Genomic DNA, 21,669 nt, shown 5'->3' on the forward strand with positions numbered 1-21,669 from the left:
AATAGCACGACACCCAACAGAGGCAACAGCCGCGCGGCATCCTCGATCCGGCGCCGGCGATAGCTTTGGCGCGCTAGGAACAGGGGTTCACGCGGGGACCTCATACGCGGTCAGCCTCCGACCAGCTCGCGCAGGTTCGTCAACATTTCAGAGTTTGAGAAAGGTTTGGTCATGAACCGGTTCACGCCCAGCCGTTCTGCCAGCTCTCGGTCAGTCTTTTGCCCGCGTGCGGTCAGCATTAGAACCGGAAGCGCGCGGGTGTCATCGGCGCTGCGCAAATCCTGCAAAATGTCATAGCCCGACTTGCCGGGCAGCATCACGTCAAGGATCAGTACATCGGGTTTAGCGTCGCGCACGGCCTGAACCGCGGTGGTGCCACTGGCATGGGTTGAGACGCTCCAGCCATCGCGACTTAGGATAAAGCTGATGGCCTCGGCGATGTTCGGTTCATCTTCGATGACCAGCACCTGTCTTGTCATAAGCCCCTCCCCCGGGATGCGGCGTGTCCGCACCGTCCAGCGACTATCGCTAAGTTCATGGCCGCAATCAAGTAAAACACGCCAGCGCGACACAGATGCAGGGGCGCAATAACGGCAGCATTACCCGGCCGACAGGATTGTCGCTTCTCGGCGGGCGGCGCAATCTGTTCGTGGGCAGACCCGACAGGTGGATCCGACCTCGGTCGGGATGGCATGGGACAGGGCATCGCCATCCAGCGCATCGTCCAGCTCACGGATCAGCATGTAGGCTTCGTAGACCGGCGGACGGTCAAAGGACACCGCCTCCTGCTGCACACAGATCGCCTGACACACGTGACGGCGACGCGCCCCGCCCGGTTGACGCACAACGGCACGCACCGGCCGTTCAGGCTGTGCCAAAGCCTGGAAAAGCGGCCAATAAGGACAGGCAGCGCCAAAACGCGGCAGAGCAAACCCCGGCACGGCCTTGCGCACCACCAACGCGCCCGCCCCATCGCAACTGATCAGACCAGCCACGGTCCCGTCCGAGGTCGGTGGCAAAAAGGCGATGCGTCGCATCACAGACGGCAGCGATTGCCGAAACTCGCGCGCCAGAGCCGTCGGATCCCATCCCAGCGCCGTGCGCGCTGTTTGGAAAGCCTGCATGGGCATCGCTTCCGCATCCTCAAGATATTGCAGCAAAAACTGCCGCGCCATGTCCTGAGCTTCGCGCGAGGTCAGAGCGGCGCTTTCCGCGATCACCGCAGCAATGGCCTGATCCCGCGCACCACCTTTCCACGCGGACGGGGCCTCAATATCCGGAAAGAAATAATTATTGGCATCCAGGAAGGTCGCCAGCTCTTCCGACGGGCCGATGGGGACGACCTCTTCGCTGCTTCCGGCATCCAAAAACTCGACCAATCCCTGCGCCGCGCTGGACAGGCGCATCCCCTCGTCCCGCATGTTGCGCAGGAAGCGGTCCTGCCATTCCTGATCGACCTCGCCACCACCCGAAAGAATGGCGGCCGTCGAGCGGATGGCCGTCACCGCCGAGATCACCTCGTGCAAAGATGCCGCCAGTTCGGGGTCATGGGTCAGACGATCCGACAGCGCCTCGACCATCTGCTCAAGCTCTTGGATGCGCTGGTTCTGCGCCATGACTAAAGACGCCCAGCCAGGAAACCGGCCTGCGAAATCTTCCGACCGATCCAGTTCAGCCTGTGCCTGAGGCAGCCGCTTATCCGCCTCGCTCAGCGCCCCCAAAAGTGCTGCTTCAGCACCTTCTGCCAACACCGCCGGATCGGTCTTCAACGCCTTTGCAAGCACCTCCAGCAGACTGTCCCCAACCCGACGGCGGTTATGTTCGATCAGGTTCAAATAAGCCGCGGAAATCCCGACGTCCTTAGCAAGTGCAGCCTGCTTCAGGCCCAGCACAAGCCTGCGTTCGCGAATTCGGCTTCCGGTCAGTCTGGAATGCGGCATACGTCGTCACTTTATGTTGCGTTGGTGGGGATTGGCGGCGTTCTCAATTTACAGCACAATGCCCCAACCCTGTTTACAAAAAGATTACGCCTTTGTAGCGCCTTAACACACCTTTTTCAAAGCAGAACATGATTGCATGGACACATTAACAAGCCCACTGAGAACACCGTCCAGATTGGGCGGCAATATCCCGCCGGGTTCTAGCTGCGATGCGCCGAGTTGTGTCCTTTACCGACATATCCCCTAGAAAGAGTACGAACACAGCCTGTCATTCTGAAGGCTGACATGAAGAAATCCGTACTGACCCTTGCATGCGTGGCCTCGCTGGCCCTGACCACCTGCATGAGCCACCCGCTGACCGATCAAGAGAAAACCATCATCGGCGGCGTCGCCGGGATCAGCGCAGGTCTGATCACGGCAAACGCCATTGGCGCAAACAAGAACTGGACAGTTCTGACCACGCTGGCCGGTGCTGCTGCGGGCATCATGGTGGCCCGCAACTATCACACCAACATGTGCGCCTATTCGAACGGCGACGGCACCTATCGCGAAGAGCCCTGCCCGGTCTGATCTGGACAGCTTGAATATTTCCAAGGCGCGCCCGAAACGGCGCGCCTTTTTTAGTCACACAGCTTGCGCAGCTCGGTTTTCAGCACTTTACCATAGTTGTTCTTTGGCAGCTCTGGCAGCGCCGTATAGGCTTTGGGTCGCTTGAAACGCGCAATGTTTTCCAAGCAATGTGCGTCCAGCGCGGCCTCGTCCAACGCGACCCCATCTGCCAGCACAACAAACGCCACAACGTCTTCGCCCCACTCTGCGCTAGGGCGACCCACCACGCTGACCTCATGCACATCTGGGTGGGTCAACAGCGCCTCTTCCACCTCGCGCGGATAGATGTTCGTCCCACCCGAGATGATCACATCCTTCGACCGGTCCCGCATGGTCAGATAACCCTCCTCGTCCAGAAACCCCATATCTCCGGTCATCAGCCAGCCATCCACCAGCGTTTTCGCGGTGGCCTCGGGATTATTCCAATAGCCGGGCATGACGGGGGTGCCGCGCACCATGATCTCGCCCACCTCGCCGGGGGGCAAGGGCTGCCCGGTTTCATCCCCGATCCGCACCTCGACCACGCTCTGCGCCCGTCCGACCGAGGCCAGTCTTTCGCGCCACCGCGGGTTCGAGCGATCCGCCACTTCGGCGTGCGACAGCGCGGTAATCGCCATCGGGCATTCGCCTTGCCCATAGATCTGCACGAAGCGCGGGCCGAACCAATCGACCGCATCTTCAATATCCGCCAGATACATGGGGCCGCCGCCATAGACGATGGTCTTGATCCCTTCGCCGCGTCGTCCCGCCGCCTTTGCAATATCCGTGAACCGCCGCACCATCGTGGGCGCCATGAACATCTGCAGCGGACCTTGCGCCTCAGCCGTGTCCAGCAACTCGATCTCGTCAAACCCGCCCGAGGCCGGGGTGATGTGGCGCGCCCCACGCGCGACGTGGATCGGTGAATAGATCCCCGCTCCGTGGCTCATCGGGGCCATGTAAAAGACCCCGTCATCGGGCGAAACCTCGTCGCAATCCAGCAGATAAGACAAAGACGCCGCGCGGATCATGTCATGGTTGATATAGACCCCCTTGGGCTGCCCGGTTGTACCGGATGTATAGAACAGCCATGCCAAGTCAGACCCAGCGCGCGCAGCAACCGGCAGCGGCTCGCGCGTGAACAGCTCAACGAATTCAGGGCGCTCAACGTAAATCAGAGGCACGTCGGTCACATCAGCTAAACCCGCGGCCAAATCATCTGTCACCAAGACCAGCTTGGCGCCCGAGTTTTCGATGATAAAGGCGGCCTCTTTCGGGTGTAGTTTGGCATTGATCGGCACGACTGCCGCCCCCAGCCCCCATACGCCATAGAACCCCAGCAGATACTGAGGGCAGTTCTTCATGAACAAGGCAACGCGATCACCCGGGCCCACACCCCGTGCGGCCAATCCTGCCGCCAATCCCTGTGCAGCACGGAAAAATCCATCATAGGTGAAGACCTGTTCGGCCCCGCGAAACACCGCCGGCCGATCGCCTTTGATCTGCGCCGTACGCTCTAGCCAATGAGCCAAATTCATGAGACCTCCCTTTCACCATGATCGACCAAACGACTATCGGACGACAGTTTGCATCCTCGCAAGCCTCGTAAAACTACGCAACTGTTTGAATTGTCGTCGAAGCTTTGGCAGAGTGGGGCCATGACGCAGATGGATCTTGCCTTCATGTACGCGCCCACGGGGCTTGCGCTGACCGAAAACAGGATCGTGCGCCAGTGCAACTTGCGCTTTGCCGAGATGTTCGGCGCCGAAGTCGACAGCTTCAAAGACATGCCTCTGGAACGGCTGTACCCGTCGCTGAAAGACTATGAAAAAGTGGCGCATGTCGGCGGTGACATTCTGCGCGAGACAGGCCGATATGAAGACGAACGCATCATGCGGCGCTTGGACGGTGACATGTTCTGGTGTCGCGTGCGTGGCACCAGCCTGACGCCCGACGACCCGTTCCGACAGGGCGTCTGGAGCTTTGCAGACCTGTCCGCCGAACGTCCTGTGGTCGAGCTGACGCCACGCGAACGCGACGTGGCCATCCTGACCTGTCAGGGTAAAACCTCGAAAGAGATCGGCCTGTCGCTGGGGCTTAGCTATCGCACCGTCGAAGCACATCGCGCGCGGCTGTTGCAAAAGTTTGGCGCACGCAAATTGCCCGAGCTTGTGGCGAAATTCTCAGGCATGCCGCTGTAAGCTTCTGTTCAGGTCGCGTTAACCTTCGTGAACATTTCCCACCAAATCTTAAGTCTCTGGCAACCTTTGGCTGGATAAACTTCCAAGTGGTGGGGGCTCCGCAAGTTACGGAGCTAAAAAATGGAATTTACAGTACCGTCCCCATTGGGGGCGCACGCAACATTGATGGCGCAGAGGCCAACGCGACCGGCCCCTGATCCAACCCGCGTGGAGAAATCACCCACTGCGGGCGAAACCCGCGCGGATCCGCACAACACGCAGGAACATGGCAACACGCAAAGCCTGATCAGAACCGAGACGCGCGATATGCTAGCCCCGCCCCCGGATCCGGATCAGCCAGTCGGGCCGCCTCCAACCTTTCAGATGAATGTGCTTGAGATGGAGCGAGAACTGCATCAGCGTCTAGCGCAGATCGAACTGGAAAGATCATTATCAGAAGACCGAGCATCCACTTCTGTACAGGTGGCAGAGGAGGACAAGGCACCCGGCGCGCCCGAGATCCCTTCGGTCGAGCCTCCAACCCAATCCGATGACCCGGTTTCGACGGAGACTCCTCAGAATTCCTGACCGAATTCGGGCGAATATCCATTTTCGCCATCCTTCTTGCTTTTCTCCCCTTACGTAGCGTCTTATAAGCGTTGCAAAGACACAAAGCCTGCATAGATAGACAGGCAGACACTCAAGGGCGAGGACCCATGGCCAAGAAAAATCACGATACCGATGTGGCATTCATCGAAGCGCTGGCGAAACTGCTTCAGGAAAACGACCTGACCGAGCTGGAGGTCATGCGCGATTATGGCGAAAACGACAGCCTGAACGTACGCGTCAGCCGTGCCAAAGAGGTCGTTCAGCAGATCTCCGCCCCAGTCGCTGCTGCCCCTGCACCCGCAGCAGTTGCCCCTGCGGCCGCACCCGCTGCAGAAGCTCCTGCAGCTGCTTCGGACGATCCGGCAAGCCACCCCGGCGCCGTACCGTCTCCGATGGTCGGCACTGCCTATCTGCAAGCCGAGCCTGGCAGCCCGTCCTTTGTTAACGTGGGCGATACCGTGTCCGAAGGCCAGACTGTTCTGATCATCGAAGCGATGAAAACCATGAACCAGATCCCGGCCCCGCGCGCAGGTAAAGTTGCACGCATTCTGGTCGAAGATGGCTCGCCGGTCGAATTTGGCGCGCCGCTGATGATCATCGAATAAGGGGCGGATCATGGCCCAATTCGATAAAATCCTGATTGCCAACCGGGGCGAGATTGCGCTGCGCGTGATCCGTGCCGCCCGCGAGATGGGCATCAAAACCGTTGCCGTGCATTCGACCGCAGACGTGGACGCGATGCATGTGCGTATGGCAGATGAAAGCGTCTGTATCGGCCCCAACGCCGGCACCGACAGCTATCTGTCGATCCCCGCGATCATTGCTGCCTGTGAAATCACTGGCGCGCAGGCCGTGCACCCAGGTTACGGCTTCCTGTCGGAAAACGCGACCTTCGTGCAAGCACTGGAAGATCACGAGATCACCTTCATCGGCCCCTCGGCCGAGCACATCCGCATGATGGGCGACAAAATCACCGCGAAAGACACCGCAATCAAACTGGGCATTCCGGTTGTTCCGGGCTCGGACGGTGGTGTTCCCGACATCGAAAGCGCGCGCAAGTCCGCAGCCGAGATGGGCTATCCGGTCATCATCAAAGCCACCGCAGGTGGCGGTGGGCGCGGCATGAAAGTTGCCGAGACCGAGGCCGACATCGACACTGCCTTCTCGACCGCCCGTTCGGAAGCAAAAGCCGCCTTCGGCAATGACGAAGTGTATATGGAGAAATACCTCCAGAAGCCGCGTCACATCGAAGTGCAGGTCTTTGGCGACGGCCAAGGTGGTGGTGTGCATCTGGCAGAACGCGACTGTTCGCTGCAACGTCGTCACCAGAAGGTGTTCGAAGAGGCCCCCGGCCCCTCGATCAGCCCGGAAAACCGCGAGAAGATCGGCTCGATCTGCGCCAACGCTGTGGCCGAGATGGGCTATTCCGGTGCCGGTACGATCGAATTCCTCTATGAAGATGGCGAGTTCTATTTCATCGAAATGAACACCCGTCTGCAGGTGGAACACCCGGTCACCGAATACATCTTTGATGTCGATCTGGTCCGTGAACAGATCCTTGTGGCAGAGGGCAACAAACTGTCCTTCGCGCAGTCGGATCTGGAAGTGAAAGGTCACGCGATCGAGGTGCGTCTGAACGCCGAGCGTCTGCCGAACTTCACCCCCAGCCCAGGCAAGATCACCCAGTATCACGCCCCCGGCGGTCTGGGTGTACGGATGGATAGCGCGCTCTATGACGGTTATTCGATCCCGCCCTATTATGACAGCCTGATCGGCAAGCTGATCGTCCATGGCCGCGACCGGCCCGAAGCCTTGGCACGTCTAAGCCGCGCCTTGGGCGAGCTGATCATCGACGGGATCGAAACCACGGTTCCACTGTTTGATATGCTGCTGGCCGAACCTGATGTGCAATCGGGGAACTACAATATCCACTGGCTGGAACGCTGGCTGGATGAAAACATGGGGTAAGGGCCATTGGCCCACCCCACCCCTCCTCCTCTAACTGCTGAGTTGCTGTTGAAAGCCTATGCCATGGGGGTCTTTCCCATGGCCGAGGGGCGCGACGACCCCGAGGTCTTCTGGGTCGATCCAAAGCTTCGCGGGATCTTCCCGCTGGACGGCTTTCACATCTCGCGCAGCCTTGCCCGCACCATCCAACGCTCACCCTTCCAGGTCACGCTGAACCGCGACTTTGCGGGGACGGTTGCAGGCTGTGCCGATCGGGACGAGACTTGGATCAACGACACGATCTTCGCGCTGTATGAACAGTTGCACAAGATGGGCCATGCCCATTCGCTTGAACTGTGGGAGGGCGACGCGCTGATCGGGGGCGTCTACGGGGTTACACTTGGCGGCGCCTTCTTTGGGGAAAGCATGTTCTCGCGCCGTCGGGACGCGTCAAAGATCGCGCTGGCCTATCTGGTGGCCCATCTGCGTGCCTGTGGCTTCACGCTATTCGACACCCAGTTCCTGACCCCGCACTTGGCCAGTTTAGGCGCGGTCGAAATTCCGCGCGCGGAGTACCATCAACTATTGAGACACGCGTTGGAGGTCCAGGCCGACCTGACAGGCCGCCCGCTTCCGGACGCCTATTCCGTGGTGCAGCGTAGCACCCAGACGTCATAGCGCGGGTGATCCAAGGCGTTCAACGCGGGTGAGGATGCGATCATCCAGCCTTCGAACGTGGTCTCTTCTGCATTGCCGTTGCGCACCACCAGCCACGCAAAAGCGTCGCCCGAGGGGTTGTCGGTGGGATAGCGGCATTCGCCCAAGGTGACACGCAGGCGCCCCAGCTCGACCGTGTCGCCCACATTCATCTTGAAATCCACGGGGGTGCCAGACACCTTGTCCAGCCCACGCAGAAGGGCTCCGGACGCCTTGGCGGTTTCAGCCCAAGCCGTGCTGGCCGCAAACAGAGCGGTGAACAGGATCACTGCTGCGCGGATCACTCGGCGCTACCCTCGCCACCGGCGACGTATTTCAGCAGAAGTTGCACAAGGCTGACCGAGCCTTGGGTGTCTTCGATCTCGGCGCCCGGCTCCAGATTGAAGGGCGACCCGCCGGGCAGAAGCTCGACGAAATTGCCACCCAGAAGCCCCTCGGACGAGATGATGATCGCAGTGTCCTCCGGCAAAGCCACGTCAGACTGAACGGTGAAATCGGCGTCGGCTCGGAACGTGTCAGGGTTCAGTGTGATGTCGGTCACGGTGCCTACCTTCACGCCGCCCAGTCGCACATCCGTCCCGATCGAAATGCCATCCGCCGTGCGGAAAGAGGCGGTGTAGCTGTTGGTCGTCCCCGACCCAGACAGGCCCACAATCTGGCCCGCATACATCAGGAACCCGATGGCAACCGCCAGCACGATGCTACCGGTGACGACTTCGGTTGTGTGGGTGTTACTCATACGAAACTTCCCTCGTTCCGGGGGCTGATCGACGAATTGGTGCGCTTATTCCGGCTGCCACGCTTCATAGTCGTTCCGCTCGGCCGGGGTGGCCTGACGCAAGGACCCAACAGGCGCATAGGCCATCGCGGTGCCGGTCAGGTTGTCCTGATGCGGCTTTTCCCAGCCCTTATGGGCCAGAGGCTTGTCTTCCGGGCAGTTGTCGAAGGTGTGGTGCAGCCAACCATGCCATTCGGGGCTGACGCGGCTTGCCTCGGGCTCGCCGTTATAGATCACCCAGCGGCGGCTGTCGTCCTGATTGCGATAGAAGACGTTACCTTGATCATCCTGCCCGACTTTCACGCCCTTGCGGCGGGTGAACAGCCAGGTTCCGATCGTCTCACTGTGGTACCATGTCAGAAGCGAAAGAAGCCGCATGTCGATCTCCGAAATTTCTTACACTTGATATGGCCCAAGCTGGTGCGAAGGTCCAGAGCTTTGCCTTCCAATCCACGATCCTTGCGCGATTTGAAGCCAGTTTCACACAAAGCGACACCCCAAAAGGAAAAGCCACCGCACGAGGCGATGGCTTTGTAATGCTTTTGGGAATCAGTTTGCGCGCTTAGCTGGCGGTCACTTCTTCCTTCGCGGCGTCCGCGTAAATGATCAGCGGCTTCGCGTCCGAGGTCACCGCCTCGTCATTCACGACAACCTCGTCCACATTCTCCAGGCCCGGCAGGTCGAACATCGTGTCCAGCAGGATGTCTTCCATGATCGAGCGCAGCCCGCGTGCACCGGTCTTGCGTTCGATGGCGCGTTTCGCGATGGCCTTCAGCGCGTCTTCGGTGAAGGTTAGCTGCGCATCTTCCAGTTCAAACAGGCGCTGGTATTGTTTGACCAGAGCATTCTTCGGCGCGGTCAGGATGGTGACCAGAGCTTCCGCATCCAGATCTTCCAACGTTGCAATCACCGGCAGACGACCAACGAATTCCGGGATCAGACCGAATTTCAGCAGATCTTCCGGCTCAAGCTCTTTGAACAGCTCGCCAACACCGCGGTCATCATTTTCACGCACGTCAGCACCAAAGCCCATAGCCGAGCCCTTGCCGCGCTGCGCGATGATCTTGTCCAGACCAGCGAACGCACCACCACAAATGAACAAGATGTTCGTGGTGTCCACTTGCAGGAATTCCTGCTGCGGGTGCTTCCGGCCACCTTGCGGCGGAACCGAAGCCACGGTGCCTTCCATGATTTTCAGCAGCGCTTGCTGTACGCCCTCGCCCGACACGTCGCGGGTGATCGAGGGGTTGTCCGACTTGCGGGTGATCTTGTCGACCTCGTCGATATAGACGATGCCGCGCTGCGCACGTTCCACATTGTATTCGGACGCCTGCAACAGCTTCAGAATGATGTTTTCCACGTCCTCGCCCACGTAACCGGCTTCGGTCAGCGTTGTGGCGTCGGCCATGGTGAAGGGCACGTCCAGAATGCGCGCCAGCGTTTGGGCCAGCAACGTCTTACCGCAGCCCGTCGGGCCGATCAGCATGATGTTGGACTTCGCCAGCTCGATCTCGTCGCCATTCGCGGCGGCATGATTCAGACGTTTATAGTGGTTGTGCACCGCCACAGACAGCACGCGTTTTGCATGCCCCTGCCCGATCACATAGTCGTCCAGAACCTGGCAAATCTCGGAAGGTGTCGGCACACCCTCGGATGACTTCAGCCCCGACGACTTGGTTTCTTCACGGATGATATCCATGCATAGCTCGACACATTCATCACAGATAAACACCGTCGGCCCCGCAATCAGCTTGCGCACCTCGTGCTGGCTTTTGCCGCAGAACGAGCAGTAAAGCGTGTTCTTGCTGTCACCAGAGGAATTATTCGCCATAGTCCAGTCCCATTCGGCCGGATACCGACCCCGTTAAGCCCTTCCGGGCGGTCTTTTGCCCCTATCCCCAGCTTAGGCTAGGGATGGAACAGGTACAATCAGCTTTTTGAAAGGCCCATGACGGGCCCTTCAAGATCAGGCCTCGGCGTCGTCGCCTTTGGCACGGTTCTCGACGATCTCGTCGATCAGGCCCCAGTCTTTGGCGGCTTGCGGATCCATGAAGTTGTCACGCTCAAGCGCGTCTACCACAGCTTCCATCTTCTGACCGGTATGCTTTACATAGATCCCGTTCAGGCGATCCTTCAGCTTCTGGGTTTCCTGCGCGTGGATCATGATGTCCGTCGCCTGACCCTGATAGCCACCGGACGGCTGGTGCACCATGATGCGCGAGTTCGGAAGCGAGAAACGCATGCCGCTTTCACCTGCGGCCAGCAGCAGCGATCCCATCGACGCGGCTTGTCCGATCACCAGGGTCGATACTTTGGGCTTGATGTATTGCATCGTATCATAGATCGACAGACCCGAGGTCACCACGCCGCCGGGCGAGTTGATATACATCGAAATCTCTTTGTTCGGGTTCTCAGCCTCGAGGTGCAGCAGCTGCGCCACGATCAGGCTGGACATCCCATCATGCACCGGGCCGGACAGGAAAATGATCCGTTCCTTCAACAGGCGCGAGAAAATGTCATAGGCCCGTTCCCCGCGCGAGGTCTGCTCGACCACCATCGGGACAAGGGTGTTCATATAGGTATCAATCGGATCGTGCATGTCGCCTGCTTTCTCTTCGCGCCAAAGCCCGTTCTGGGCACCTGATGCCAACCTAGTCCTGTGTTTGGGGGGCTGCAAGGGGCCGAAACGACCCGGCTGCGAACTCCGCCACACATTTCCGACAGAGTTGCCGAAAAACGGTTAATAAATTCCTCTTCCGCGCGCCGTCCCGACAACAATTTGCAAAAGAAAAGGCGCCACAAAGGCGCCTGATCTTTTGCAGTTTTTCCGTTCTTATCAGCCCGGGGACATCCCGCGCAGGCGCTCGGAGCGGCGGCGCAGCAGTTCGACCGTGGTCAGAAGGGCGATCGAGATGACCACCAGGATGGTTGCAACCGCCAGAATGGTCGGGCTGATCTGCTCACGCAGGCCGGTGAACATCTGCCATGGCAGCGTCTGCTGCTTGGCCGAACCCACGAAGATCACCACAACAACTTCGTCGAACGACGTGATGAAGGCAAACAGCGCACCCGAGATCACGCCCGGCAGGATCAGCGGCATCTGCACACGGAAGAAAGTGGTCACAGGGTCCGCGCCCATATTCGCAGCCGCACGGGTCAGCGAGCGGTCAAAGCCCACCAGCGTTGCGGTCACAGTGATGATCACGAAGGGGATACCCAGCGCGGCGTGCGCCAGAACTACGCCCCAGTAAGTGCCAGCCAGACCGATGCGGGAATAGAAGAAGTACATCCCCGCCGCCGAGATAATCAGCGGAACAATCATCGGCGAGATCAGCGTTGCCATGATGGCGCGGCGTGCCGGTACGTGCGGTTGGCTCAGACCGATCGCGGCCAAGGTGCCCAGCGATACCGACAGAAGCGTTGCAGCCGGTGCAATCTTGACCGAGTTCCACAGGGCGTCTTGCCAGTCGGGGTTCGAAAAGAAGTCACGATAGTGCTTCAGCGAATAACCTGCCGGATCGAGGCTCAGCATCTCTTTCGTAAAGGTGAAGAAGTCCTGCGAGTTGAAGCTGAGCGGGATCACCACAACGATGGGAGCAATCAGGAAGAAGAAGATCAACCCACAGATCACGCGGAAGGTATAGTGCCAGACCCGCTGGCCGGTGCTTGCATATGGAGGAAGTGCCATGTCCGTTACCCCAGCTTCACGTTGTCAATGCCGACGATCTTGTCATAGGCCCAGTAAAGACCCAAAACGACCGCCAGAAGGATTGCGCCCAGTGCCGAGGCCAGACCCCAGTTCAGCGAGCTTGAGATGTGGAAGGCAATCTGGTTCGAAATGAACGTGCCTTTCGTACCCCCGACCAAGGCCGGTGTGATGTAGTACCCGATCGCCAGAATGAAGACGAGGATCGAGCCTGCGCCAATACCCGGAATTGTCAGCGGGAAGTAAACCCTCCAGAACGCGGTCCAGTCAGTTGCGCCAAGGCTTTTCGCTGCGCGCAGATAGCTGGGGGGAATGGTCTGCATCACCGAATACATCGGCAGGATCATGAACGGCAGCAGAATGTGTGTCATTGCCACGATGGTACCGAACTGGTTGTTGATGATCACAAGTCGTGCGCTGTCATCCACAAGGCCGACCCAGACAAGGATGTCGTTAATCACCCCCTGTTGTTGCAGCAGGATTTTCCAAGCCGAAGTCCGCACCAGAAGGGATGTCCAGAAGGGCAGCAACACAAGGATCATCAGAATATTAGCCTGGCGCATTGGAAGGTTCGCCAGGATCCATGCCACCGGATAGGCCAGCAGGATACAGCAGACCGTAATCGCCAACGACATCCACAGTGTCCGTCCCAACAGGTTCATATAGATCCGCTCGGCTTCCGGACGCATCTCAGCCCCGTCAGGACCAACGCGCATATCCACAGCATTCAGGAAGTAACCCGAAGTGACAGGCGGCGAATAGGTCTGGATCGTGCGCCAATTGCCGACGTCTCCCCAGCCTTTATTGATGTCGATCAGCTCTTCCTTCCACGAGCTCACGCCCTCGAGGTCGAACTTCTTCGCCTTACGTCCGGTTTTACGAAACAGCGAGGAAATCCCCGGGTTCTCATAGTTCAGACGTGTGCCGACTTTGGTATGTGTCTTCGCAGCAGCAGCTTCTTTCAGGTCGGCTGCCATCGCCGCATATACGGCTTCGCTTGGCAGATCTCCTGAATCGGCATCCCAATCCGCCAGCGCCACCACCGTGCGCGGTAGCGTATCGGTGACGATCCCGTTCTTGACCGAGCGATACAGCATATCGGCAACCGGCAGGATGAAACTGATCAGAATGAACAGCAAAAGTGGTGCAATCAGCAGCAGCGCTCGCATTTTCTGTCGGCGGAGCGCCCGCGCAAGACTGCGCTTCAGCGGCGTTCCATCTGCGGCCAGAACCGGGCCGCCGGTATCAGTTGTATCGCTCATATCTTCCCTGTCGGCTGTTGCCGTTTCTTGGTTTCAGTCAGGTAAATTGACAAACAAATCAGATAGAAAAATAGGGTGGTGAAGGAGGCCCGAAGGCCCCCTTCGCATTCATATTACTTGGCCAGCCAAGCTTCGAACTTAGCGTTCAGATCGTCACGGTTGTCTGCCCACCATTCGTAGTCATACACGTGAACGTTGCCCGAGTTTGCCGGGTCGGTCGGCATGTGCGGAGCCATGTCGATGCCCAGTTCGGCGTGCTTACCAACCAGCGGAGCCGACGATGCACGGGCCGGGCCGTACGAGATGTAGGCAGCCTGGTCAGCCAGACGCTGGGTGTCGGTTGCGAACTTCAGGAAGTCCATGACGCGTGCTTTGCGATCTGCGGGCAGACCAGCAGGAACAACCCAACCGTCAAGGTCAAACGACTGCATGTCCCACAGCATTTCGATCGGCTGGTTCTGTTCGGCGATGGCCGAGAACAGGCGACCGTTGAAGGTCGAACCGAAGACAACTTCGCCGTCAGCCAACAGCTGCGGGGTTTCTGCACCAGCAGTCCACCAGACAACCTGGTCCTTGATGGTGTCCAGCTTGGCCAGAGCACGCTCCATGCCACCGTCTGCACCCAGAACGTCATAGATTTCGTCCTTGGCAACGCCGTCACAGTACAGAGCCCATTCTACGTTGTCGATCGGACGCTTCTGCAGCGAGCGCTTGCCCGGCCAAGTGTCCAGATCGAAGATTGCGCAGACGCTGTCAGGCTTGGTTTCGCCGACCAGATCTTTGCGGTAGCCGAAAGTGGTCGAGTAAACGATCTGCGGTACAAAGCAGTCCGATACCAGCAGGTCGCCGAAGTCGTCCGAAGCCGAGGTGCCATCGGGGGCAGCGGCCAGATCTTCGTCGTGGTTCAGTTCTTCGGCCAGACCTTCGTCGCACAGACGCATCGAGTCCGACGCAACAGCGTCAACCAGATCCCAGGTGACGTTGCCAGCTTCGTTCATGGCGCGCAGCTTGGCCACAGCTTCTGCCGAGCTTTCGTCCCAGGTCACTTTAACCTCGGGGTGCATTTCCAGATACGGTTCGACATAGGCCTTAACCTGGCTGGCCTGATAAGCACCACCCCAGGACACCAGCGTCAGTTCGTTGGCCATATCCTCGGCGGTTGCCACGTTACCGGCAAGCGTCAGGGCCGAGGTGGCCATAAACATCTTCGCAAGTTTCATACTCTAATTCTCCCTAGTTATCCCGTTTGATTTGTCGGAATTGCATGACGGGCTGCATGGCAATTCTCTGGCTAGATGCCCCGGGGCCGTGTCGCCACGCCCCCGTAGCAATTCTATTTATGCGTCCAGCGCGCGGCAATCCTGCGGCAACCAGCCGATCTCGATCTGCTGGCCCGGCGTCAGACGCTCTACATCCGGCGCGTTACGGGTCTTGATGATGAACTCATCATTGCCAGCCACGCGCAGACGGGTACGGAAAATGTCGCCCATATAGATGAACTCAAGCACTTCGGCTCTAAGCGTGTGGGCACCTTCCTGCAGGCGTTCTTTATTGTATTCGACGCGCTCGGGACGGATCGACACCTTGGTGCGCTCGCCCACTTTCGAGACGTTAATCGGGGTCGCGTCCAGCTCTTCCCCGTCATCCAGACGGACCACACAGGTATCGCCTGAGATTTCGGTCACAACGCCTTCCAAGGTGTTGTTTTCACCGATGAACTGCGCGACGAAGCTGTTTTCCGGCTTTTCATACAGAAGATCCGGCGGCGCCAGCTGTTGAATGCGGCCATCGTCAAAGACGGCAACGTTGTCAGACATCGTCAGAGCTTCAGTTTGGTCGTGTGTCACGTAGACCGTGGTAATGCCCAGATTATGTGCCAGATCGGTGATCTCGAACTGCATCTTTTCGCGCAGTTGCTTGTCCAGCGCGCCCAGCGGTTCATCCATCAAAACCAGCTCGGGTTCGAACACCAGCGCGCGTGCCAGTGCCACACGCTGCTGTTGGCCACCCGAAAGCTGCGAAGGACGGCGACCGCCGAACGAGCCCATTTCCACCATGTCCAACGCACGCTTGATCTTCTCTTCACGTTCGGATTTGCCCATCTTGCGCACTTCCAGTGGGAAGGCCAAGTTTTCGGCAATCGTCATGTGCGGGAACAGCGCATAGTTCTGGAACACCATGCCAATACCACGCTTATGCGGTGGAATGTTGTTGATCGGTTGACCACCCAGACGGATATCACCGTGGGTTGCGGTCTCGAAACCGGCCAGCATCATCAAGCAGGTGGTTTTCCCGGATCCAGACGGCCCGAGCATGGTAAGAAACTCGCCCTTCGCAATCGACAGGTTCAGGTCTTTTACGACCAATGTTTCGCCGTCGTAGCTTTTTTGGACACGATCGAAAACGACAAATCCGTCGTCGGTTACAGCTTCAGCCAAGTGACCCCCCTGGTCTATGTTCTTTTTTTTCACGCACCAGCCAACACGAAGAAATGAACGAATTCAACAGTCAATTCGACTGTTTTCATATTGTCTGACAATTAATCGTACTTTTCTCGGCATCGGCCACGGCAAAACGAATAACTGTCAGATCGATCAAAACCTCTTTTTATAAACGCTTCGCCCTGCCGTTTTCTGACCTTGGGTAAAGCTGTTGATCAGTGACCGGGCGACAGGGGGAATATTGCGCATGCAACTGTCCTGCCGCCCGGATTTCTCTCTTTACTCTGGGTAAATCACATCCTCAGGATGACACTCTCGCGACCCTTCAGGGCAATTTTACGCCAGAATCAGTTCCTATCGAGAAATAATGTTATGACCCGGGCCATAAGGGAAGCCGGTGATGTTCTCTGCGCCGTCTTCTCCGACCACCAGAATGTCATGTTCACGATAGCCGCCAGCGCCAGCCGTACCTTCCGGCAGGAACAGCATCGGCTCCATCGATACAACCATACCGGGTTCCAGCACGGTGTCGATGTCTTCACGCAGCTCCAGCCCGGCCTCGCGGCCATAGTAGTGCGACAGGACGCCGAATGAGTGGCCATAACCAAACGAGCGGTACTGAAGCAGCCCTTCGCTTTCGAAGAACTTGTTGATCTCAGCCGTGATGCCCGAGCAGGTCGCACCCGGCTTGATCAGGCTAAGCCCCAGCTCGTGTGCGGCGACGTTTGCCTCCCAGATGCTCAGGCTTTCCGCATCCGGCTCGCCCACGAACAGGGTGCGTTCCAGCGCGGTATAGTAGCCCGAGATCATGGGGAAGGTGTTCAGCGACAGGATATCGCCGCCTTCCAGCTTGCGTGTGGTGACCGGATTGTGGGCGCCATCGGTGTTGATGCCCGACTGGAACCAAACCCAAGAGTCACGGATTTCGCTGTCGGGATGGGCGCGAGAGATCTCAAGCTCCATTGCGTCCCGACCGGCCATCGCGATGTCGATTTCACGTGCGCCCACGCGAATTGCGTCATGGATGGCAGCCCCGCCGACGTCGGCAATGCGGGCGCCTTCGCGGATCAGCGCGATTTCTTCGGCCGACTTAATCATGCGAGCCTGCATCGTGTCGCCAGCGATGTCGGAGAAGGTGCTGTCCGACAGGAACTCTTCGGCCAGTCCACGCTGCGCCAAGGTCATGTGGTCGCCTTCAATCCCGATCGACTTGGCATTGCCGACAAGGTTCTTCACCGCGCGCCAATAGTTGTTGCGCTCCCAATCGGTGTAGATGACGTTGTCGCCGTAACACCGACGCCACGGCTGTCCGCCGTCGATATTGGCGGACACGGTGGTCGACCGATCCGCTGTTACGACCAACGCATAGGGGCGGCCGAAGGCGCAATACAGAAAGCCAGAGTAATAGGCGATATTGTGCATCGAGCTGAAGACAACAGCTTCGACACCACGTGCGGCCATGATCTTGCGCAGAGCCGCCAAGCGGCGCTCATATTCCGCGTCCGAGAAGGGCAGCGGGGCTTTTTCACCGTTTTCACATACAAAATACTGAGGGCGTGACATATCACATCTCTCCATCTTCCGAGGCCGGGATATGTCTTGGGATATGCCCGGCCAACCAAACCCCCCGGCGTGCAGGGCAGTTGATCTCCGGACCGGTGTGCATCTGGCACACAGGGCAGCGACGCCATCGCTGCGGATGGGGTGTTTGTGACCATCAAAGTGGATTCTGTCAACTGGCTTCGTACGCGTCCCTGTCGGGCCAGATCTGCTGACTGCCCCCCTGCCCCACGACACGCACGCCGTCTGCAGACACCGCCACAGCCGGCAAAGCGCCCGTTTGAAATGCCCCGGTGTCGACCGAGATTCGACCCTGCCCGCGTGGAATTGAAGGCGACATTCTGGACGCCACCCAAAAGGCCCGCGCCGCACAGGGCGAACGGTTGCGCGACCTGCAAGACGTCCTGCGCGAACAGATCGACCGGATGACCGCCCAGATTACCCTGCGGTCCGAACAGATCGAACGCACCACGGCCGAACTGGCGGATGTGACATCTCTGAAACAACGCGGATTGACGGTCAATACGCGCGTAAATGCGCTGACCACCGCGCTGAACGATCTGGAAAGCAAGAAGCTTCAGCTGGAAAGCGCCCGCCAGCAGCTAAACCGCGCCGAGCGCGACACGCTGGCCCTGACAGATGACGCGCGTGCGCGCACGCTGGAGCAACTAAACCGCGTTGACCGCGACCTTGCCCGTCTGGGCATCCGCCTTGCCACATCCGAGGCTCTCCGCGCCCAGGCGGTCGCAAGTGGCCTGGCCGTGCCCGACCCGTTGGTCGAAGAGCTGACCGAATATCACGTCACGCGGGTTGTCGATGGTACGCCTGTTTCATTGACCATCGGCTCCACTGATCCGCTTATGCCTGGTGACACAATTGAAGTTGAAGTCTCGCGCGCCAGCTCCTTGAGCGCTAACTCTCAGTAGTTTCACAGGGCCTATTCGGAAATAGTGGCTTCATACCTTCACGCTTATGTCAAACACGCACAAAATCAGGTTTTAACCGACCTGTTTCAGCGTCCTGAACAATCAAACACTCCTGCACATTGCGTGCGTTCAAGCGACTTCAATTAACCCAGCGCAAACGTGCCCAGCACCCCATTGGTTCTCTAGTTGCTGGTACTGGCGAAGATGTCTTTGCAAAGGACGCTGCTGCCGCCAAGCCATCATCCAGCAGACATTGCCCCCAAGCGCACGCCGAAAACCGATTCCCCCGAAGAACACCTATGGTTGATTCTCCGCTGGCTTGTTGTAGTATTTTCGAGTTTCTTCTGAAATTTCTCACTCAAGGCGAAAGCTGGAAACGACATAAACCGTTCCCGCAACCCACTTCGGACGCCAAATAAGCCATTGTTATCACTTCATGTTTCAAAAAACGAAACAGTTCGTGTCTAAAATTTGTTAGAAATAAGGCGCACACTGCGCTAATGTCAACTTTGTGGAAACGGGTTACGTTTTGATTTTGATCGAAACTTCCAGGGGTGGGTCTGTTTCCAAATAGCAAAAGAATTTTGTGTCTGTGCTCTCCGCCCCAGTTGTATGTCCGCGCGCATTTTTAAGTGCGGTTTTGTGTTTGCCAGATTTTGGCGCAGTAAATGGTTTTGGTGAGGGCACGTAGTAACGAGTGTGATGAGATGTTGAACAATTTATTTGTTAGACTCTACGGCTGACATTCTCTGGCCAACCGTGTCGAAAAATGTCAGCCGGTTCAACATCACTGAATGTAGGGATTTCTGTCGTGCGCCCCTGGAGCGTCACGAAATTTGAACAATGATTTTATCTCAGGGCCGAGAAAGGTTCTAAATGCTTGATGGAATGGGGTTCGGGCCTTCTCGTGAAGGTATTGCGTCTGCTCGCACCGGAGTACAAGAAACACTGAAGCACTGGCTTGTTCAGAAGAAGATCGAGCTATGCGCGAACTGCAGACTTGTCATTGGAGATATGGTAGCCTCGGCGGCGGCGGTATTTGCTGCGATCAGCCTGTCGCAGGGGGGGGCGGTCACTTCGGAATTGTTTGCGGTGATGGCGCCCATGATGCTGTTGGCAAGCGTCGTCAATCTTGTTGCGTTCACGGTGATGGGCTTTTACACGCGCCATTCGCGGTCGACCTCGTTGAACGATGTCATGGTGATTTCGCGCGGGGCGATTGTGGCGATCTGCGTTCAGATCCTGATCGCGGCGCAAATCGCGGCCTTGGCACCGATCACGTTTTCGATCTTTATCATCCAATTCCTGGCAACGATCCCGTTCACCGGTGCGCTGCGCATTATCGCACGTCACCGCGAGCTGGTCCGCCGCACCAAGCGTGCCGATCGCATCGCGGAAAAGCAGGTTCCCGTAGTTCTTATTGGCACCGGCACGAATTGCGATCTGTTCCTGCGTTCGCTCGACCGCAGCAGCTCGACCTATGTTCCAGTCGGGATCATTGACGACGCGACCGGCTCGACCGGATTGCATTTCCACAGTGCGCGCATTCTTGGGTCGATCCGCGAACCCAAGCGGGCGATCAAGGCGCTGGAAGATTGCGATCTGAAAGCACAGCAAATTCTGCTGACCGAAGACGTGTCCTATTTCGACAACAAGGGCATCTTTGAACTTCTGTCCTGGGCTACCTCGAACGGCATCAAGATCTCGCGGCTGCCGGGCCTTGCGGATCCCGCGCTGGATCAGGCGGGTGACAACGAAATCACCCTGCGTACCATTGAACCTGAAGACATCCTGAACCGTCCGCAGAAAGCTGTGGAGCGGTCGCTGCTGCGGCAGATGATAGAAGGGCGCCGGGTGTTGATCACCGGGGCCGGAGGCTCCATCGGCAGCGAGCTGTCGCGCCAGATCGCCTCGTTCGACCCGTCCCTTCTGGTGCTTTTGGACAATTGCGAGCTCAACGCCTACTCGATCGACATGGACCTCGAGAAAAACTATCCCGACGTGAACCGTCAGGTCCATGTGGGCTGCATTCGCGACGCCCAGCGCGTTCAAACCGTGTTCCGACGCTACAAGCCCGAGCTGGTCTTCAATGCCGCTGCGCTGAAGCACGTACCTATGGTCGAGCTGAACCCCTGCGAGGGTGTGCTGACCAACGTCATCGGCACGCGCAACGTGGCGGATGCCGCGCGCGATGCGGGCGCCATTGCGATGGTCCAGATCTCGACCTACAAGGCGGTGAACACCACCAACGTCTTGGGCGCAACCAAGCGCGTGGCTGAATTCTATGCGCAGGCGCAGGACCGCATCACCTATCAAACGCAAAGCCAGAGATCGACGACGCAAACGCGCTTCTTCTCGGTGCGCATCGGCAATGTTCTGGGATCGTCCGGGTCTCTGATCCCGCTGTTCCAGAAGCAGATCACCGAAGGTGGCCCACTGACCGTCACCGACTGCCGAATGGAACGGTTCTTCATGACGATCCGCGAGGCCGTGCAACTGACCGTGGTGGCGGCAGCCAAGGGGTTGGCGCGCAACTCGGGTCTGGGCGAGATCTTCGTTCTGGACATGGGCGAGCCAGTGAAAATCATCGATCTGGCCGAGCGTATGATCCGCATGGCCGGGCTTGAACCTTACCGCGATATCGACATCGACTTTGTTGGCATCCGCCCGGGCGAGAAGCTGTTTGAAGAGCTGTTCGACAAGGCCGAGGAACGTCGCGACAGTGGCATCGAATCCGTCGAAAGCGCTCTGCCGGATGGCATCCCGATGGCGCATCTTCGCTCTGCGATCGTTGCGCTGGAAACAGCCGCGCGCACCGGGGATGAACCTGCTGTTCGCCGTCAACTGATCGACCTCGTTCCGGGATACGGCGACCATGCCGATGATACCCCGCGCGAGAACGTGCACTGTATCCGCAGCCATCGTCCGTCCTATCCCGCACCTGTCGCTGGCCCGCGGCGTCTGGCCGAGGTCGGCATCGCGTCCCGCACAAGCCTGTGGGCCGGTGAGTGACGA

20 protein-coding genes and 1 pseudogene are annotated in these 21,669 nt (G+C 58.4%); 8 read left to right on the forward strand and 13 right to left on the reverse strand.

Annotation, left to right across the window (positions count from 1 at the left end; translation table 11 throughout):
* Positions 1-110 precede the first annotated feature (110 nt).
* Positions 111-479 carry a response regulator transcription factor gene (locus tag G0Q00_RS08835; RefSeq protein ID WP_163038503.1) on the reverse strand — a complete coding sequence of 123 codons (369 nt, stop codon included), beginning with the start codon at positions 477-479 and terminating at the stop codon, positions 111-113.
* A 120-nt stretch (positions 480-599) separates the two neighbouring features.
* Entirely contained in the window at positions 600-1,940 is a 1,341-nt protein-coding gene (locus G0Q00_RS08840) for a helix-turn-helix transcriptional regulator (RefSeq protein WP_163038505.1), read from the reverse strand.
* Positions 1,941-2,225: 285 nt separating this feature from the next.
* Here G0Q00_RS08840 and G0Q00_RS08845 point away from each other — a divergent pair, with 285 nt between their 5' ends.
* Entirely contained in the window at positions 2,226-2,510 is a 285-nt protein-coding gene (locus G0Q00_RS08845; protein WP_163038507.1) for a glucose-6-phosphate isomerase, read from the forward strand.
* A 50-nt stretch (positions 2,511-2,560) separates the two neighbouring features.
* On the opposite strand, the gene G0Q00_RS08850 is transcribed toward G0Q00_RS08845, so the two are convergent.
* Entirely contained in the window at positions 2,561-4,066 is a 1,506-nt protein-coding gene (locus tag G0Q00_RS08850) for a class I adenylate-forming enzyme family protein (RefSeq protein WP_163038509.1), read from the reverse strand.
* 120 nt (positions 4,067-4,186) lie between these two features.
* Between G0Q00_RS08850 and G0Q00_RS08855 the strand changes: the two genes are divergently transcribed.
* The 5 genes from G0Q00_RS08855 to aat all read left to right on the forward strand — a co-directional run bounded on the left by G0Q00_RS08855 (position 4,187) and on the right by aat (position 7,942).
* Positions 4,187-4,729: a LuxR C-terminal-related transcriptional regulator gene (locus G0Q00_RS08855; protein ID WP_163038510.1), complete on the forward strand. Its 543-nt coding sequence runs from the start codon at positions 4,187-4,189 to the stop codon at positions 4,727-4,729.
* A 120-nt stretch (positions 4,730-4,849) separates the two neighbouring features.
* Positions 4,850-5,296 carry a hypothetical protein gene (locus G0Q00_RS08860; protein WP_163038511.1) on the forward strand — a complete coding sequence of 149 codons (447 nt, stop codon included), beginning with the start codon at positions 4,850-4,852 and terminating at the stop codon, positions 5,294-5,296.
* A gap of 128 nt (positions 5,297-5,424) precedes the next feature.
* Entirely contained in the window at positions 5,425-5,922 is a 498-nt protein-coding gene (accB, locus tag G0Q00_RS08865; protein WP_163038512.1) for an acetyl-CoA carboxylase biotin carboxyl carrier protein, read from the forward strand.
* Between the two features lie 10 nt (positions 5,923-5,932).
* Complete coding sequence (gene accC / locus G0Q00_RS08870; protein WP_163038513.1) at positions 5,933-7,285, forward strand: acetyl-CoA carboxylase biotin carboxylase subunit; 1,353 nt, start codon at positions 5,933-5,935, stop codon at positions 7,283-7,285.
* 6 nt (positions 7,286-7,291) lie between these two features.
* Positions 7,292-7,942, forward strand: coding sequence for a leucyl/phenylalanyl-tRNA--protein transferase (aat, locus tag G0Q00_RS08875; RefSeq protein WP_255464782.1), 651 nt, complete (start codon positions 7,292-7,294; stop codon positions 7,940-7,942).
* On the opposite strand, the gene G0Q00_RS08880 is transcribed toward aat, so the two are convergent.
* The 10 genes and pseudogenes from G0Q00_RS08880 to G0Q00_RS08925 all read right to left on the reverse strand — a co-directional run bounded on the left by G0Q00_RS08880 (position 7,906) and on the right by G0Q00_RS08925 (position 17,731).
* Positions 7,906-8,265 (reverse strand): DUF2155 domain-containing protein, encoded by a 360-nt coding sequence (locus G0Q00_RS08880; RefSeq protein ID WP_370458560.1) that lies wholly within the window; start codon positions 8,263-8,265, stop codon positions 7,906-7,908. The two genes, aat and G0Q00_RS08880, sit on opposite strands and share 37 nt — an antisense overlap.
* Entirely contained in the window at positions 8,262-8,720 is a 459-nt protein-coding gene (gene mlaD / locus G0Q00_RS08885; RefSeq protein WP_163038515.1) for an outer membrane lipid asymmetry maintenance protein MlaD, read from the reverse strand. Before mlaD ends, G0Q00_RS08880 begins: the two co-directional genes overlap by 4 nt.
* A 45-nt stretch (positions 8,721-8,765) precedes the next feature.
* Positions 8,766-9,137, reverse strand: a complete 372-nt coding sequence (locus G0Q00_RS08890) for an NADH:ubiquinone oxidoreductase subunit NDUFA12 (RefSeq protein WP_163038517.1) — start codon at positions 9,135-9,137, stop codon at positions 8,766-8,768.
* Between the two features lie 184 nt (positions 9,138-9,321).
* Positions 9,322-10,590 carry an ATP-dependent Clp protease ATP-binding subunit ClpX gene (gene clpX / locus G0Q00_RS08895; RefSeq protein ID WP_163038519.1) on the reverse strand — a complete coding sequence of 423 codons (1,269 nt, stop codon included), beginning with the start codon at positions 10,588-10,590 and terminating at the stop codon, positions 9,322-9,324.
* 135 nt (positions 10,591-10,725) lie between these two features.
* Positions 10,726-11,358 (reverse strand): ATP-dependent Clp protease proteolytic subunit, encoded by a 633-nt coding sequence (locus tag G0Q00_RS08900; protein ID WP_163040322.1) that lies wholly within the window; start codon positions 11,356-11,358, stop codon positions 10,726-10,728.
* Between the two features lie 237 nt (positions 11,359-11,595).
* Positions 11,596-12,447: pseudogene (locus G0Q00_RS08905) on the reverse strand (ABC transporter permease); the annotation flags it as partial.
* Positions 12,448-12,452: 5 nt separating this feature from the next.
* Positions 12,453-13,727 (reverse strand): ABC transporter permease, encoded by a 1,275-nt coding sequence (locus G0Q00_RS08910; protein ID WP_163038523.1) that lies wholly within the window; start codon positions 13,725-13,727, stop codon positions 12,453-12,455.
* 113 nt (positions 13,728-13,840) lie between these two features.
* Positions 13,841-14,947, reverse strand: coding sequence for an extracellular solute-binding protein (locus G0Q00_RS08915; protein ID WP_163038525.1), 1,107 nt, complete (start codon positions 14,945-14,947; stop codon positions 13,841-13,843).
* A gap of 117 nt (positions 14,948-15,064) precedes the next feature.
* On the reverse strand, positions 15,065-16,165 hold the full coding sequence (locus G0Q00_RS08920) for an ABC transporter ATP-binding protein (protein ID WP_163038527.1): 1,101 nt from the start codon (positions 16,163-16,165) through the stop codon (positions 15,065-15,067).
* A 357-nt stretch (positions 16,166-16,522) separates the two neighbouring features.
* Positions 16,523-17,731 carry an aminopeptidase P family protein gene (locus tag G0Q00_RS08925; protein WP_163038529.1) on the reverse strand — a complete coding sequence of 403 codons (1,209 nt, stop codon included), beginning with the start codon at positions 17,729-17,731 and terminating at the stop codon, positions 16,523-16,525.
* Between the two features lie 290 nt (positions 17,732-18,021).
* Here G0Q00_RS08925 and G0Q00_RS08930 point away from each other — a divergent pair, with 290 nt between their 5' ends.
* Complete coding sequence (locus tag G0Q00_RS08930) at positions 18,022-18,654, forward strand: hypothetical protein (protein ID WP_163038531.1); 633 nt, start codon at positions 18,022-18,024, stop codon at positions 18,652-18,654.
* An 876-nt stretch (positions 18,655-19,530) separates the two neighbouring features.
* Positions 19,531-21,666 carry a nucleoside-diphosphate sugar epimerase/dehydratase gene (locus tag G0Q00_RS08935; RefSeq protein ID WP_163038533.1) on the forward strand — a complete coding sequence of 712 codons (2,136 nt, stop codon included), beginning with the start codon at positions 19,531-19,533 and terminating at the stop codon, positions 21,664-21,666.
* Positions 21,667-21,669 lie beyond the last annotated feature (3 nt).

Origin of the sequence: Aliiroseovarius sp. PrR006, assembly GCF_010500215.1 — a bacterium.
Lineage (GTDB): Bacteria > Pseudomonadota > Alphaproteobacteria > Rhodobacterales > Rhodobacteraceae > Aliiroseovarius.